Annotated in this window: 7 protein-coding genes; 4 read left to right on the top strand and 3 right to left on the bottom strand. The window is 72.7% G+C overall.

Annotation, left to right across the window (positions count from 1 at the left end; translation table 11 throughout):
- Positions 1-4 precede the first annotated feature (4 nt).
- The 3 genes from IE318_RS19595 to IE318_RS19585 form a co-directional block, all read right to left on the bottom strand.
- On the bottom strand, positions 5-3,601 hold the full coding sequence (locus IE318_RS19595; RefSeq protein ID WP_189902124.1) for an ATP-dependent helicase: 3,597 nt from the start codon (positions 3,599-3,601) through the stop codon (positions 5-7).
- Between the two features lie 101 nt (positions 3,602-3,702).
- Positions 3,703-7,083 (bottom strand): ATP-dependent helicase, encoded by a 3,381-nt coding sequence (locus IE318_RS19590; protein WP_189902122.1) that lies wholly within the window; start codon positions 7,081-7,083, stop codon positions 3,703-3,705.
- A 314-nt stretch (positions 7,084-7,397) separates the two neighbouring features.
- A complete protein-coding gene (locus IE318_RS19585; RefSeq protein WP_189902120.1) occupies positions 7,398-7,790 on the bottom strand; it encodes an MGMT family protein in 393 nt (130 codons plus the stop codon).
- A gap of 186 nt (positions 7,791-7,976) precedes the next feature.
- Here IE318_RS19585 and IE318_RS19580 point away from each other — a divergent pair, with 186 nt between their 5' ends.
- From IE318_RS19580 to IE318_RS19565, 4 genes are all read left to right on the top strand, one after another.
- Positions 7,977-10,769, top strand: coding sequence for a lysylphosphatidylglycerol synthase domain-containing protein (locus IE318_RS19580; protein ID WP_189902118.1), 2,793 nt, complete (start codon positions 7,977-7,979; stop codon positions 10,767-10,769).
- A gap of 110 nt (positions 10,770-10,879) precedes the next feature.
- Complete coding sequence (locus tag IE318_RS19575; protein WP_189902115.1) at positions 10,880-12,439, top strand: alpha/beta hydrolase; 1,560 nt, start codon at positions 10,880-10,882, stop codon at positions 12,437-12,439.
- A gap of 122 nt (positions 12,440-12,561) precedes the next feature.
- A complete protein-coding gene (locus IE318_RS19570) occupies positions 12,562-14,127 on the top strand; it encodes an alpha/beta hydrolase (protein ID WP_189902113.1) in 1,566 nt (521 codons plus the stop codon).
- 250 nt (positions 14,128-14,377) lie between these two features.
- Positions 14,378-15,679 (top strand): M48 family metallopeptidase, encoded by a 1,302-nt coding sequence (locus IE318_RS19565; RefSeq protein ID WP_189902110.1) that lies wholly within the window; start codon positions 14,378-14,380, stop codon positions 15,677-15,679.
- Positions 15,680-15,750: the final 71 nt, after the last annotated feature.

The following is a 15,750-nucleotide window of genomic DNA, read 5'->3' as shown; positions in this document are numbered from 1 at the left end:
GAGCCTATCGGCACGCGATGACATCCTGTTCGGGCGGTTCGTCACACTGTGGCTCGCCCTGCGGTTCCTCCATGAGCAGCCGCTCCAGAGCGGCCCGGTCCGGCAGGCCGTCCGGTCGTACGACCTCGCCGGTGCGCACGTACAGGAACGCGGCGCCGACCCGCTCCAGGGGGACGCCGTGCCGCTCCGCCCAGGCCAGCCGGTACACGGCGAGCTGGAGCGGGTCGGCGGTGCGCCCCCGGCCGGTCTTCCAGTCCACGATCTCGTACGTCGCCTCCTCGCCCTCGCCCTCCTTGTAGACAGCGTCGATCCGCCCGCGGACGACACGGCCGGCGATCTCCAGCTGGAAGGGGGCCTCGACGCGGTGGGGCGTGCGGTGCGCGTACTCGGTGCGCTCGAAGGCCTCCTTGAGGGCCTCCAGATCGCGTTCGTCGGCGATCTCGGCGTCGGAGCCGGGCAGCTCCTCGGGCTCCAGCATGGGCAGCGTGAGCTCTTCGAAGCGGGTCTCGACCCAGGCGTGGAAGCGGGTGCCGCGACGCGCGGCGGGTTGCGGGGGCCTCGGCATGGGGCGCGCGAGCTCCCGCGCGAACCCGTCCGGGTCGGCGGCCAGACGCAGCAGCTGCGAGGCGGTCAGCGTCGTCGGCAGGGGTACGTCGGTGACGCCCTGCCGGGCGCGCCGGAGCTCCCCGGTGAGCGCGTCGAGGTCACGGTCCCAGGAGGCGACGAGGCGGGTCTCCTCGGGGGTGAGCGGCTCGGGTGCGGGGGCGGGCTCCGGTGGGGCGGCGTGCGGTGCGGGCGCATGCCGGTCCGGCGCTGCGGCCTGCCGGTCCGGTGCGGCGGGGCCCGGCGGGGCGGCGGCTTGCCGGTCCGCTGCCGTCGCCTGGTGCGGGACCGTGGGCCGGCGCGGGGCCGCGGGGCGGTCGCTGCTCCAGGAGTCCCAGTCGCCCGGGTCGTCCTCGGAAGGGGCGTCCTCGTCGTGGGGCGGTTCATCGCCGTAGGGCGGTTCGTCGTCCTCCGGGGGCGGGGGCCAGTCCGGGTCGTCGTGGGACTCCGGGTCGTGCACGGCCGGCTGGTGGCCGTCCGCGCGCGTGGCGAGGTCGTCCAGGTGGGCCAGGACGGTCGCGGCTGCGGCGCGGCGGCGGGTCAGGGCGGCCTCGTCCAGGGGCAGCGGCCAGACCTGGTCGGCGCCGGCCTGCCGCAGGGCCGGGTTCTCCTCGCCCTCCTCGGGCTCCTCCGCCCAGGCCTCGATCTCGCCGTGCCCGGCGGCGCAGTGGTCGTACAGGGCCTGGAGGAACTCGGAGGGGCCGCGGGGCTTCTTCTGGCTCGGCCCCCACCAGTGGCCCGAGCCGAGCAGCAGGGAGCGGGGGCGGGTGAAGGTGACGTAGCCGAGGCGAAGCTCCTCGGTGTGCTGGTGGTCCTTCATGGCCTCGTGGAAGGCCTTCAGGCCGCGCGCGTCCCAGCTGTCGACGTCGGGGAGGGTGGCGGCGTCGCCGCGCAGGGTGTGCGGCAGGACCTTGCCCTGGCTGGTCCACTTCTCGCGGCCCTGGGCGCTGGGGAAGGTCCCGGTGACCAGGCCGGGGACGGCGACGACGTCCCACTCCAGGCCCTTGGACTTGTGCGCGGTGAGCACCTTGACGGTGTTCTCGCCGCCGGGCAGCGCGTTGTCCAGACCCTTCTCGTACTGGGCGGCGGTGCGCAGGAACGCGAGGAAGGCGAGCAGGGTCGCCTGGCTCTCGTTGGCGGCGAAGGAGGCGGCGACGTCCAGGAAGTTCGACAGGGTCTCGCGGCGGCGGGCGGCCAGGGCGTGCGGCGATGCGGACAGCTCGACCTCCAGGCCGGTGACGGCCAGGACCCGGTGCAGGACGTCCATGAGCGGGTCGGACAGCGAGCGGCGCAGGTCGCGCAGTTCGGCGGCGAGCCGGGCGAACCGCACGCGCGCCTCCGGCGAGAACGGCAGCCCGTCGTCGTCTCCTCGGCCGGGTGCGCCGTTCAGGGGCGTCTCCAGGAAGGTGTCCAGGGCGTCGGCGAGCGAGATCACCTCGGCCGGGTCCACGCCCTCGACCGCCTCCGCGAGGCGACGGTCCGGATCGTCGTCGGCACCCACGCGCGCGTGCGCCACGAGCAGCCTGGCCCGGCGTCCCAGGAGCGCGAGGTCGCGTGGGCCGATCCGCCAGCGCGGGCCGGTCAGCAGCCGCACCAGGGAGGCGTTGGCACCGGGGTCCTGAAGGACCTCGCAGACGGCGACGAGGTCGGCGACCTCGGGCAGGTGCAGCAGCCCGGACAGACCGACCACCTCGACCGGGACGTCCCGGGCGACCAGGGCGCCCTGGATCTCGGCGAAGTCGGTCGCCGTACGGCACAGGACGGCGATCTCACCGGGTGCCTTCCCCGTCCGTACGAGGTGGGCGATGGAGTCGGCGACCCATTCGATCTCCTCGGCGTGGGTGCGCAGCAGCGCACACCGCACCAGCCCGTCGCGCTCGGCCCCGGGGGCGGGGCGCAGGGCTTCCACGCCCGCGTGCATGGCGCGCAGGGGCGCGGCGAGGCCGTTGGCGAGGTCGAGCAGGCGGCCGCCGCTGCGGCGGTTCTCGCTGAGCGCCTGGCGGGTGGCGGTAGAGCCGTCGGCGTGCGCGAAGTGCTCGGGGAAGTCGTCGAGGTTGGCGACGGAGGCGCCGCGCCAGCCGTAGATGGCCTGGCAGGGGTCGCCCACGGCGGTCACGGGGTGGCCCGTGCCGCCGCCGAAGAGGCCGGCCAGCAGGATGCGCTGGGCGACCGAGGTGTCCTGGTACTCGTCCAGGAGGACCACCCGGAAGTCCTCGCGCAGGATGCGGCCGACCTCCGGGAGCTGGGCGAGGCGTGCCGCGAGGGCGATCTGGTCGCCGAAGTCGAGCAGGTCCCGCTCGCGCTTGGCGGCCCGGTAGCGGAGCACCAGCCCGGCCAGCTCGCGGCGGGCGGCGGCGGTGTCGGGGACCTTGCGCAGGTCGGCGTTGGACAGCTTGGCGCCTTCGAGGGTGCGCAGCAGCCCGCTGTCCCAGGTGCGCAGGTCCTCGGGGGTCACCAGGTGTTCGGCGAGCTCGGCGTCGAGGGCGAGGAGGTCGCTGACGAGGTCGGGGAAGGAACGGGTCAGCGCCGGGAACGGGCCCGGTGCCTCCCGCAGCACGCGCGCGGCGAGCTGGTAGCGGGTGGCGTCGGCGAGCAGGCGGGTGGTGGGTTCGAGCCCGATGCGCAGGCCGTGGTCGGTCAGCAGGCGCCCGGCGAAGGCGTGGTAGGTGGAGATCACCGGCTCGCCCGGTGGGTTGTCCGGGTCGATGACATCGGGGTCGGTGACGCCCGCCTTGATCAGGGCCTTGCGGACGCGCTCGGCGAGCTCGCCGGCAGCCTTGTTGGTGAAGGTCAGGCCGAGGACCTGTTCGGGGGCGACCTGGCCGGTGCCGACCAGCCACACCACGCGGGCCGCCATCACGGTCGTCTTCCCGGACCCGGCTCCGGCCACGATCACCTGCGGGGCGGGCGGCGCGGTGATGCAGGCCGTCTGCTCCGGGGTGAACGGAATCCCGAGGAGCTCCTTGAGCTGCTCGGGATCGGTGATACGGGCGGGCACGTCGAGAAGGCTAGCGGCGACCACTGACAACCGATGCCGGAGTCACTCTCAGGGGCGGAGAAAGCGCAGGTCAGCACGCATGGTGCAGTGCGTCACGTGCGTCACTCGACGACGTGGCGTCCCTCCGGCCGGGCGCTGCACGAGGCCCGGAAGGCGCAGTGCGCGCAGTGCTGGCCGGCGGTGGGCGTGAACCGTTCGTCGAGGACCTTTCCGGCGGCGGTGGCCAGCAGCTCGCCGACCCACTCGCCCTCCAGCGGCTCCTGGGCCTGCACCTTGGGCAGGCTGTCGCCGCCGTCCCGTTTGGCGGCGCCCTGGCGCAGCTGGACGAGTTCGGCGCCGCCGGGCTCGGGGCGCCTGCCGTCGAAGGCGTCGTCGACGGCGCCTTCGCGGACGGCCAGCTGGTAGACGGCCAACTGCGGGTGGCGGGCCACCTCGGCTCCGGTGGGCGCCTGTTTGCCGGTCTTGAAGTCGACGACGTAGGCGCGGCCGTCGCGGTCGGCCTCCACGCGGTCCATGGAGCCGCGGATGCGCACCTGGTAGTCACCGGCCCCGAGGGTCACGTCGAAGTCGTGCTCGCTGGCCACCGGGGTGCGGCCGGAGCGCTCGAGGACATGCCACTGCAGGAAGCGTTCGAGCGCCACGCGCGCGTGCTCCTTCTCCTGGGCCGACTTCCAGGGCGCGTCGAAGGCGAGCGCGTTCCACACCGTCTCCAGGCGTTCCATGAGGACGGCGAGGTCGGCGGGGGTGCGTCCGGAGGCGACCTCGTCGGCCAGGACGTGCACCACGTTGCCGAAGCCCTGGGCGGCGGTCGCGGGGGCGTCGGCCTTGACCTCGCGGCCGAGGAACCATTGCAGGGCGCAGGTGTTGGCCAGCTGGTCGAGGGCGCTTCCGGACAGCACGACGGGCTGGTCGCGGTCGCGCAGCGGCACCTTGCTCTCGGTCGGCTCGGCCATGCCCCACCAGCGGTAGGGGTGCGCCGAGGGCACCAGGGGCCGGCCCTCGTCGTCGGCGAGCGCCGCGAGCCGGGCCAGCCTGCGTGCGGCCGCCTGCCTCAGGGCGTCGGACACGCGCGGGTCGACGGTGGTGGCCCGCAGTTCGGCGACCAGTGCCGCCACGGACAGCGGGCGGTGGGGGCGGCCGGTGACGTCCTTGGGTTCGACGCCGAGTTCGGTGAGGAAGCGGGACGGCTGGTCGCCGTCGTCCGCGGGTGCCTTCACCGCGGTCACGACGAGCCGGTCACGCGCGCGCGTGGCGGCCACGTAGAACAGCCGGCGCTCCTCCGTCAGCAGGGCCCCGGGGGTGAGCGGCTCGGCGAGGCCGTCGCGGCCGATCCGGTCGGCCTCCAGCAGGGAGCCCCGGCGGCGCAGGTCCGGCCACAGGCCCTCCTGGACGCCCGCGACGACGACCAGGCGCCACTGGAGGCCCTTGGAGCGGTGGGCCGTCATCAGGCGCACGGCGTCGGGGCGTACGGCGCGCCGCGTGAGCGTGTCGGCGGCGATGTCCTGGGCGTCGATCTCCTCCAGGAAGTTCAGGGCGCCCCGGCCGCCGGTGCGTTCCTCGGCGCGGGCGGCCGTCGCGAACAGCGCGCAGACGGCGTCCAGGTCCCGGTCCGCGTTGCGGCCCGCGGCGCCGCCGCGTCGGCTGGCCCGCTCCAGGCGCTCGGGCCACGGCGTGCCCTCCCACAGGTCCCACAGCGCCTCCTCGGCGGTGCCGCCGCCCGCCAGGCGCTCCCTGGCCTTCCTGAGCAGCGCGCCGAGGCGCTGGGCGCCCCGCGCGTACACCGGGTCGTGCGCGACCAGGCGCTCGGGTTCGGCCAGGGCCCGCGCCAGCAGTTCGTCGGAGGGCGGCGGCAGGGGGTTGCCCGCGGCCCGTTCCTCCTCGCGCAGCGCGCGGCCCAGGCGGCGCAGGTCGGCGGTGTCCATCCCGGCGAGCGGCGAGGCGAGGAGGGTGAGGGCGGTTTCGGTGTCCAGCCAGCAGGAGTCCGCCTCCGGTTCCTGACCAGGCTGCTCTTCCTTCTCCTCGCCTGCTTTGTCCTCCTGCCCTGCTGTGTCCTCCTGCCCTGCTGTGTCCCCGCCGGGACGCTGTCCCGCCTCCGCCGTCGCCACCGCGCGCAGCGCCGTCAGCAGCGGCGCCACCGCAGGTTCGTGGCGCAGTGGCAGGTCGTCGCCATCGACCTCCAGGGGCACCCCGGCGGCGGTCAGGGCCCGGCGGAGGGTCGGTATGGTGCGGGCGCCGGCGCGCACCAGGACGGCCATCTCGCTCCAGGGGACCCCGTCCTCCAAGTGGGCCCGGCGCAGGATGTCGGCGATGTTGTCCACCTCGGTGCCCGGCGTCGGGTACGTCTGGACCTCGACGCGACCGCCCTCCCGTGCCGGGATCAGCTCGCGGTGGGCGCGGACCTTGTCGGCAGGGAGCCGGGTGAGCGGCATGCGCTGGGTCAGCAGGCGGGTCGCGGCCAGCAGTGCCGCGCCGGAGCGGCGGGACGTGCGCAGCACCGCGACGGGCGCGGGGCGGCCGTCCGGGCGCGGGAAGGTCTGCGGGAAGTCGAGGATGCCGTTCACGTCCGCGCCCCGGAACGCGTAGATCGACTGGTCGGGGTCGCCGAAGGCGAGCAGGGTCCGGCCCTCCCCGGCCAGTGCCCGCAACAGGCGGACCTGGGCCGCATCGGTGTCCTGGTACTCGTCGACGTAGACGGCGTCGTACTGCGCGGCGAGCTGCTGGGCCACCTCCGGACGGCGGGCGAGGAGCACCGCGCGGTGGACGAGTTCGGCGTAGTCGAGCACGCCCTGGAGGTCCAGGACGTCGAGGTACTCGGCGAGGAAGGCGGCCGCGGCCTGCCAGTCGGGGCGGCCGATGCGGCGCGCGAAGGACGCCAGCGCGTCGGGGCCGAGGCCCAGTTCGCGGCTGCGGGCGAGGACCGCGCGGACCTCGTCGGCGAAGCCGCGGGTGGTCAGGCAGGCACGCAGCTCGTCGGGCCAGCGGACGTGCGCGAGACCCAGTCGCTCCAGGTCGACCTGGCCCGCCAGGAGCTCGCGGACGGTGACGTCCTGTTCGGGGCCGGACAAAAGCCGCAACGGCTCCACGAACAGCCCGCTGTCCTGGTGGGCGCGGACCAGGGCGTAGCAGAAGGAGTGGAAGGTGGTCGCCCGGGGGGCACGGGCGGCCCCGGTGCGCAGCGCCATGCGGTCGCGCAGTTCCATGGCCGCCTTGCGGCTGAACGTCAGCACCAGGATCCGCTCGGGGTCCTGGCCGCGGGCGATCCGTGCGGCCACGGACTCGACCAGGGTGGTGGTCTTGCCGGTGCCCGGGCCTGCGAGGACGAGCAGCGGGCCGGCCCCATGGTCAACCACAGCGCGCTGTGCGGCGTCCAGACGAGGGGGATCCGGCTTGGCCGGCGGGGTACGTACCAGTCGGTAAGCGCCACGGCTCCCCTGTCGCACCTCGGGGTGCGGCAGGCGCCTGGTGGAGGAAGAGGAGCTCACGTGGTTCGCCGGTCCTGGTGGGTGTGCTGGGGTCTGTCACTGCCGGCGCGGGGCGCCGCGGTCGTGGGGGCGGACCGCCTGCCGTGGAGGGCGGTGGCCGCGGAGTGAGGGGGACACGTCCAGCCGACGCTACGCCGACGCCCGGTGCGGAAGCAGGGCTTCCCCTTCTTCCCTCGGTGCACTGGGAGCGCTGCGGACGCTGCCGTCACGTGTGTCCCTCGATGCACGAACGTACGGCATTGCACGTGCGTGCCCGGATTCGCCCGTACGGGTGGCCGCGGGCTCCCCATCGGCCCGTCGGATGGCGGAAGCTGTCAGGTGTGACCCTGCTCACGTTCGCGGCCGTCGCCGTCCCAGCGGGCCCGCCTCATGTCCAGGCGCGGCAGGTGGTTCTCGGCCGCCCTGCTCGCCTCCTTCAGAGGCGTGCCCTCCGTGCGGTAGTGCGCGAGCGCCCGCAGTTCGTGCCCCGGCAGCAGGACACCGTCGGCGCGCACGACACGCCACCACGGGACGGCGCCGCCGTAGAGGGCCATCACGCGGCCGACCTGGCGGGGGCCTCCCTCCTCCAGCCATTCCGCGACGTCCCCGTACGTCATGACACGGCCCGGCGGGATCAGCTCGGCGACCTCGAGAACACGCTCGGCGTACTCGGGCAGCGCCTCATCCCGTTCGGGGCGGCCGTCGTCCGGAAGGCTCACTTCGCTCATCCGTCCCATCCTGCCCCACCCCACCGACAGCGTGACCGGCTCGTGACGCGGTGTGCCCCTCGCTCCCGCACGGCGCTTGGGGCAGACTGTCGGATCCCGCATATGCACCCTCATGTCCCCGTGTGTCGGTGGGGCATGCCACCATCGTGCGGGCGGTGACCGGTGATACGAGACCAAGAAGAGACCATGAAGCAGCAGGGTGTGCATCCCGACGACGCGGAGGGCACCTCTGGGGCTTCATCGCGCCCGGACACCGAAGGCACGGGCGGCAGGGACGGCGCGGACACCACGGACGCCCCTGAGACCCCCACGCCGGCTCCGGCCGAGAAGAAGCCGGACGAAATCGCAGACGTGGCCCACATCGACGAGCTGGAGGGCGACGAACCGCTGCTCCCCGCGCGCGTGCACCGCCCCTCGGACCTGATGCGGCTGCTGGTGGGTGTGCTCGCCATCGTCGTACTGCTCGCGATCGCCGCATTCGCGCACGGCACCACCTCGGGCCTGGAACAGGACATCAACAAGGGCACCGGCCAGGCGCCCGACCTGCTCATCAAGATCGCCGGACTGGGATCCAGCATCGCGATCCTGCTGGTGCCGGTCGCCTTCGCGATCGAACGGCTGATCAAACGGGACGGGCTGCGGATCGCCGACGGCGTGCTGGCGGCGGTCCTCGCGCACGGGGTGACGCTGGCCACCGACCTGTGGGTGGCCAAGGGAGCCCCGCACTCGATCCAGGAGGCGCTCACCCAGCCCTCCCCCGGCGACATCCACGCGCTGACCGACCCCGTGCACGGCTATCTCGCCCCCGTCATCGCGTACATGACGGCGGTGGGCATGTCCCGCAGACCGCGCTGGCGCTCGGTGCTGTGGATCGTGCTGCTGCTCGACGCGTTCTCGATGCTGGTCACCGGCTACACGACACCGTTCTCGATCATCCTGACGGTGCTGATCGGCTGGTCCATCGCCTACGGCACCCTGTACGCCGTCGGCTCACCGAACGTCCGTCCCACGGGACGGACGCTGATGGCGGGGCTGCGCACGGTCGGCTTCCGCCCGGTGAGCGCGGCCCGCGAGGAGCTGCCGGAGACCGCGGACATCGGCGACCGCGGCCGGCGCTACTTCGTCACCCTGGAGGACGGCCCGCCGCTGGACGTCACCGTCGTCGACCGTGAGCAGCAGGCGCAGGGTTTCTTCTACCGGGTGTGGCGCAACCTCACACTGCGCGGCTTCGCCACCCGCAGCAGCCTGCAGTCCCTGCGCCAGGCCCTGGAGCAGGAGGCGCTGCTCGCGTACGCGGCGATCGCGGCCGGCGCCAACGCCCCCAAGCTGATCGCGACCTCCGAGCTCGGCCCCGACGCCGTGATGCTCGTCTACGAGCACACCGATGGGCGCACGCTCGACTCGCTGCCCGACGACGAGATCACCGACGAGCTGCTGCGCCACACCTGGCAGCAGGTGCAAGCGCTGCAGTCCCGGCGTATCGCGCACCGCAGACTGGCGGGGGACGCGATCGTGGTGGATCGTTCCGGCAGCGTGATCCTCACCGATCTGCGCGGTGGCGAGATCGCCGCCGGTGACCTGCTGCTGCGCATGGACGTCGCCCAGCTGCTGACGACGCTCGGGCTGCGGGTGGGGGCGGAGCGCGCCGTGGCGTCCGCCGTCGGCGTGCTGGGGCCGGACGCGGTCGCCGACTGCCTGCCGATGCTGCAGCCGATCGCACTGACGCGCTCCACGCGCGCGACACTGCGCAGGCTGGCCCGGGAGCGGGCGCAGCGGGAGCGCGAGGCGGTCCTGGAGGCGTCCCGGAAGGACAAGCAGGCCCGGCTGGAGCAGGCCGCCCAGGACACCACCGGAAGCGTCACCGGGGTCGTCCTCGACAAGCCGGACAGAAAGACGGAGAAGAAGGCCGAGCGGGCCGAGGCGCGGGCGCAGAAGCGGGCCATGGACGAGGCCCTGGACGAGGCCCGCGAGGAGGATCTGCTCACCCAGATCCGCCACCAGGTGCTGCGGATCAGGCCGCAGGCGCCGGTCGAGCCGGCCCGCCTGGAGCGGGTGCGGCCCCGCACGCTGATCAGTTTCATCGCAGGTGCCATCGGCGCGTACTACCTGCTGACGCAGCTCACGCACATCGAGTTCGGCACCCTCTTCGCCAACGCGCAGTGGGGCTGGCTGGCGGCCGCGGTGCTGTTCTCGGCGCTCAGCTACGTGGCGGCGGCCATGGCGCTGCTGGGGTTCGTGCCGGAGCGGGTGCCGTTCCCGCGGACGGTGGCGGCCCAGGTCGCCGGGTCGTTCGTGAAGATCGTGGCGCCGGCGGCGGTCGGTGGTGTGGCCCTCAACACGCGCTTCCTGCAGCGCGCGGGCGTGCGTCCGGGGCTCGCGGTGGCGAGTGTCGGCGCGTCGCAGCTGTTCGGGCTCGGCTGTCACATCCTGATGCTGCTGTCGTTCGGCTATCTGACCGGCACCGAGAAGACGCCGTCGCTGTCGCCGTCCCGGACGGTCATCGCGGGGCTGCTGACCGTCGCCGTGCTGGTGCTGGTGGTCACCTCGGTGCCGTTCCTGCGCAAGTTCGTCGTCACGCGCGTACGGTCGCTCTTCGCGGGTGTCGTGCCGCGCATGCTGGACGTGCTGCAGCGGCCGCAGAAGCTGATCACGGGCATCGGCGGCATGCTGCTGCTGACCGCCTGCTTCGTGATGTGCCTGGACGCCTCCATCCGGGCGTTCGGGGACGAGTCGACCTCACTGAGCATCGCCAGCGTCGCCGTCGTCTTCCTGGCCGGCAACGCGCTCGGCTCGGCCGCCCCGACTCCTGGCGGCGTGGGCGCGGTCGAGGCGACCCTCACGGTCGGTCTGATCGCCGTGGGCCTGCCCAAGGAGGTGGCCGCTCCCGCGGTGCTGATGTTCCGGCTGCTGACGCTGTGGCTGCCGGTGCTGCCGGGCTGGCTGGCCTTCAACCATCTGACGCGCAAGGGATCCCTGTAGCTCAAGGGCTTCCTGCGACTCAAGATGCGCTTTGTGGCAAGCGGGTCGTGACTACTCCGGACGGCTCGCGTCGCGACGCGAGAGGCTGCCCTCGGCGCGAGGATGGAGACATGCAGAGCCCCCGCGGGCTGCGCGCAGCCGCCCTGACCGCAACCGCCGTCCTGCTCTCCGCGCTTGCGGTGGGCTGCGACGGCAACACACCCAAGGAGGGCCCCGACGGCGGGGATCTCACGGCCCAGAAGCTTCAGTGGACGGCCTGCCCCGCCCCGTCGGAGTCCGAGGGCGGCGGCGCGGCTCCCTCCCCGCTGCCTGGCGGCGCCAAGTGGCAGTGCGCGACCATGAAGGCGCCCCTGGACTGGAGCAAGCCCAAGGGTGACACGATCGACATCGCGCTGATCCGGGCGCAGGCGAGCGGACCCGGCAAGCGCATCGGGTCGCTGATCTTCAACTTCGGCGGTCCGGGTGGATCCGGCGTGAGCGCGCTGCCCTCGTTCGCCCCGGACTACGCCAAGCTGCGCACCCGCTACGACCTGGTCAGCTTTGACCCGCGCGGGGTGGGCCGCAGCGCGGGCGTGCGCTGCGAGAGCGACGCGCAGCTCGACCAGTACTTCCAGCAGGACGCGACGCCCGACGACCAGGCCGAGCGGAACGCGTACCTGAAGAACGTCGAGCAGTTCAACGCGGGCTGCGAGAAGAACTCCGCGAAGGTCCTCCCGCATGTGCGCACCACCGACGCGGCCCGCGACATGGACCTCATGCGCCAGGTCCTCGGCGACCCCAGGATGTACTACTTCGGCATCTCCTACGGCACCGAACTCGGCGGTGTGTACGCCCACCTGTTCCCCCGGCACGTGGGCCGCGCCGTGCTCGACGGGGTCGTCGACCCCACCCAGACCCCCGAGCAGACCTCGCTCGGCCAGGCCCGCGGGTTCCAGCTGGCCATGGACAACTTCGCGCACGCCTGTGTGTCCGACACAACCACGAAGTGCCCCATCGGGAACTCCGCACAGGACGTCGAGAACCGCATCGCGGCGCTGCTCAAGAAGCTCGACGCCAAACCGATCCCCGGGATGTTCCCGCGTCAGCTGACCCAGAGCGCCGCGACCAACGGCATCGCCCAGGCCCTGTACTCCAAGGAGCTGTGGTCACCGCTCACCGAGGGACTGCAGCAGGCCTACGCCGGCGACGGCAGGATCCTGATGCTGCTGTCCGACGCGCTGAACGGCCGCAACGAGAACGGGGAGTACAGCAACCTCACCTCCGCGAACGTCGCCATCAACTGCTCCGACGACAAGCAGCGGTACGACACGGCCTACGTGCAGCGGAAGGTCCCCGAGTTCCGGGCCGTCTCCCCGCTGTTCGGGGACTTCCTGGCCTGGTCCATGCTCACCTGCGCCGACTGGCCGGTGCCCGGCGCGGCCGACCATCCCGACGTGAGCGCGCCCGGGTCGGCGCCGATCCTCGTCGTCGGCAACACCGGCGACCCGGCGACCCCGTACGAGGGCGCGAAGAAGATGGTGGACGCGCTGGGCAAGGGCGTCGCCGTCGAACTCACCTACAAGGGACAGGGACACGGCGCGTACGACAGCAAGAACAAGTGCGTGCAGAACGCGGTGAACGCCTACCTGCTCGACGGCAAGGTCCCGGCGGCCGGGACGGTCTGCTCCTAGCCACAAAAGTCCAGGTCAGACGGTTATCCACAGGCCCCCACGGACGCGGTGGCGGCCGCCTACCATGGCCTGACGTGCTTGCCCGCGGCCGATCCGCGGGAGTCGGGGAGGGGGGATGCGCCATGCCGCGTCTCATGCAGTGGACGGCCGTGGTCGCCGCAGCGGTGCTGCTGGCCGGGTGCGGCAGCGGGTCAAACGGTGGAGGCGGGGACACCGGCGGAGAGGGGAAAGGCCGCTCCAGCCCGGCGGCCGCACCGACGACGTCGCCGGAAGACGCCGCGTCGTCCCGGCCGCTGCCCGCCTCGCTCACCGCGCAGCGGCTCGACTGGGGCCGCTGCAAGGCCGGCTCCGGCTCGCCCGCGCCGGGCGCCGACTGGCGGTGTGCGACGCTCAGGGCACCGCTGGACTGGTCCCGGCCGGACGGCGAGACCATCGGCCTCGCCCTCATCCGGGCGAAGGCCACCGGTGAGCGCACCGGTTCGCTGCTGTTCAACTTCGGCGGTCCCGGCGGCTCCGGCGTGGCCACACTGCCCGCGTACGGCTCCGCGGTCGGCACCCTCCGGCAGCGGTACGACCTGGTGAGCTGGGACCCGCGGGGGGTCGGCGCAAGTGAGGGCGTCCGCTGCCGCGACGACCGGCGGATCCAGGCCGCCGAGGCGATCGACGCGACACCGGACACCCCGGCCGAGGAACGGACCTACCTCGATGACGCGGCCGACTTCGGCAGGGGCTGCGCCAAGGCCGCCGGAAAGCTGCTCGCACACGTCTCCACGACCGACACGGCCCGCGACATGGACCTGATCCGGCAGGTCCTCGGTGACCGGTCGATGCACTACTTCGGCATCTCCTACGGCACCGAACTCGGCGGTGTGTACGCCCACCTGTTCCCGCGGCAGGTGGGGCGGCTGGTGCTGGACGCGGTCGTCGACCCGAGCGCCGACTCGGTGGGCCACGCCATGAACCAGACCCTGGGCTTCCAGCGGGCGCTGAACGACTACCTGAAGTCCACCGGCGAGGACCCCGCGCGGGGCTCCCGGAGGATCGCCGACCTGCTGAAGCGCCTCGACGCCAAGCCGCTGTCCACACCCTCCGGGCGGAAGCTGACGCAGACGCTGGCACTGACCGGCATCGTCACCCCGCTGTACAGCAAGAACAGCTGGCCGGCGCTGACCGATGCCCTGGACGCTGCGGAGAAGGGGGACGGCTCCGGACTGCTGTCGCTGGCCGACGCCTACAACGAGCGCGACACCTCGGGCCACTACGGCACGACGACCCACGCCCAACGGGTCATATCGTGCCTGGACGACAAACAGCGGCCGACCCCCGAACAGACGAAGAAGCTGCTGCCCCGATTCGAGAAGATCTCGCCCGTCTTCGGCGAGTACATGGCCTGGGACACGGCGGGCTGGTGCCACGACTGGCCGGTGCCCGGACAGTACGACACCCCTGAGGTCAGCGCGCCGGGGGCAGCCCCCATCCTGGTGATCGGCAACACCGGGGACCCGGCGACCCCCTATGAGGGCGCGAAGAAGATGGCGGACGAACTCGGCAAGGGCGTCGGAGTCGAACTCACCTGGAAGGGCGAGGGCCACGGAGCCTACGGCAGCGGCAGCGACTGCGTGGACTCGACAGTGAACGCCTACCTCCTGTACGGCTCGGTGCCGAGAAACGGCAAGGTCTGCTCATGACGACGACGGGGTCCGCGGGCACCCATGGCACCCACGTACCCCGTCGGCAGCGTCACCCCGGTCCACTCGTGCACGGCCAGAAGCCCGAGAGTCGCGGACGAGTCCGACAACCACCGGATCACCGCCTTGAGCCAGAGGGTTTCGTTTGAATCACAGAGGGGCCTTACTGCCACGGAGGGCCTATACGTAGGCGGCCTCCAATGATCGACTCGGAGTGTCGAGGACAGGCTTCTGGGGAGGGGGCGCGGGGATGGGGGAGGGCGCAGCCGTGCGCACCGCCGAGGAGAGATCTCAGTCGTGCCCGGAGTGCGGGGCGGAGATCCGTGCGGATAGCAGGTACGTCGCCTGGTGCGCGGCCTGTGACTGGAACGTGGACCCGGAAACGCCGCATCAGGAGCGGAACCGGCTGGACAGGGCGCGGCGTGCCCTGTCGCGACGGCACGGCGAGAAGCTCCTGGCAGAGGTGACGGCCGACGGGAGCCTGCGCGCCCGACGCGACGCCTCCTCGCTGCTCGCCTTCGCAATCACCCTCGCCGTACACGGCGTCACCGTGGCCCTCGCCTTCGGCGGGGTCTGGTGGCTGGTACGCGAATGGGGCGGTGTGGGCATGGTACCGGGATTGCTCCTCCTGGCGGTCGCGTGGTCCCTCAGACCGCGGGCCGCGCGGTTGCCCAAGGCGGACCTGGCACTGCACCGTGGCGATGCGCCCGAGCTCTACGCGCTGGCCGACGAGGTCGCCCGGGTGGTCGGCACCCGCGGTGTCGACGAGGTCAGGGTCGACGCGAACGTCAACGCGAGTGTCATGGTCCACGGTGTGCGCGGGCGGCGAGTGCTGACGCTGGGGCTGCCTCTGTGGGAGATCCTCACGGCGCAGCAGAGGATCGCACTGCTGGGCCACGAACTCGCCCACTACAGCAACGGCGACACACGCCAAGGTCTGGTGGTGTCGACGGCGTACCGCTCACTGACCACCTGGCACTACTACTTCACCCCGATAGCCGAACCGTCCGTCACCGAAATGCTCATCAACCTGCTCTACATCGTGCCCCGTCTGCTCCTCCAGGGCGTGCTGTCGCTGCTGGACCACCTGACGCTGCGGGCCACCCAGCGAGCTGAGTACCTTGCCGACCGCGCGGCCGCCCGCGCGGCGTCCACCGAGGCGGCCGTGGGCCTGATGGACCGGCTGCTGGTTGGTGAGTCCGCCGCCGTCGCCCTCCGACGGGAGGCCAGCCAGGCCGCCCTCGCCGGACCGCGCGGCACCCGAGCGGTCGAGGCCGAGCCGGAGGAAATCTGGGAGCGGCTCAGAACTCACATGGCATCAATCCCCGACTACGAGTACGAGCGGCAGCGACGTGTCGGCGTTCGGCGCGGGCACAGCGTCGACGCGACCCACCCGCCGACACACCTCAGACGTACGTGTCTGCTCATCGGCCCGTCCGCACCCGCTGCCGTGGTGACGGACGACGAACGGCAGCGCCGAATCGCCGCTGAACTCGCCGGGGCCCGCGTCGCGGTGGCCCGTCGCATTGTCCGAGACGGCTTCGACGGCTAGTGCCCCGGCAGGCAACGTTTGCCCGTCAAGGAGCGGCGTCCGGTGCGTGCTCTCGGCGTGCTGGCCGGAAG

Origin of the sequence: Streptomyces spiralis (assembly GCF_014654675.1) — a bacterium.
GTDB lineage: Bacteria > Actinomycetota > Actinomycetes > Streptomycetales > Streptomycetaceae > Streptomyces > Streptomyces spiralis.
Note: the sequence above shows the minus strand (reverse complement) of the source record. Positions and strands in the feature narration are given on the sequence as shown.

Coding starts and splice junctions, on each gene's coding strand:
- IE318_RS19585 (WP_189902120.1), bottom strand. CDS start 7,790: ATGAGCGAAGTGAGCCTTCCGGACGACGGCCGCCCCGAACGGGATGAG.
- IE318_RS19580 (WP_189902118.1), top strand. CDS start 7,977: ATGAAGCAGCAGGGTGTGCATCCCGACGACGCGGAGGGCACCTCTGGG.
- IE318_RS19575 (WP_189902115.1), top strand. CDS start 10,880: ATGCAGAGCCCCCGCGGGCTGCGCGCAGCCGCCCTGACCGCAACCGCC.
- IE318_RS19570 (WP_189902113.1), top strand. CDS start 12,562: ATGCCGCGTCTCATGCAGTGGACGGCCGTGGTCGCCGCAGCGGTGCTG.
- IE318_RS19565 (WP_189902110.1), top strand. CDS start 14,378: ATGGGGGAGGGCGCAGCCGTGCGCACCGCCGAGGAGAGATCTCAGTCG.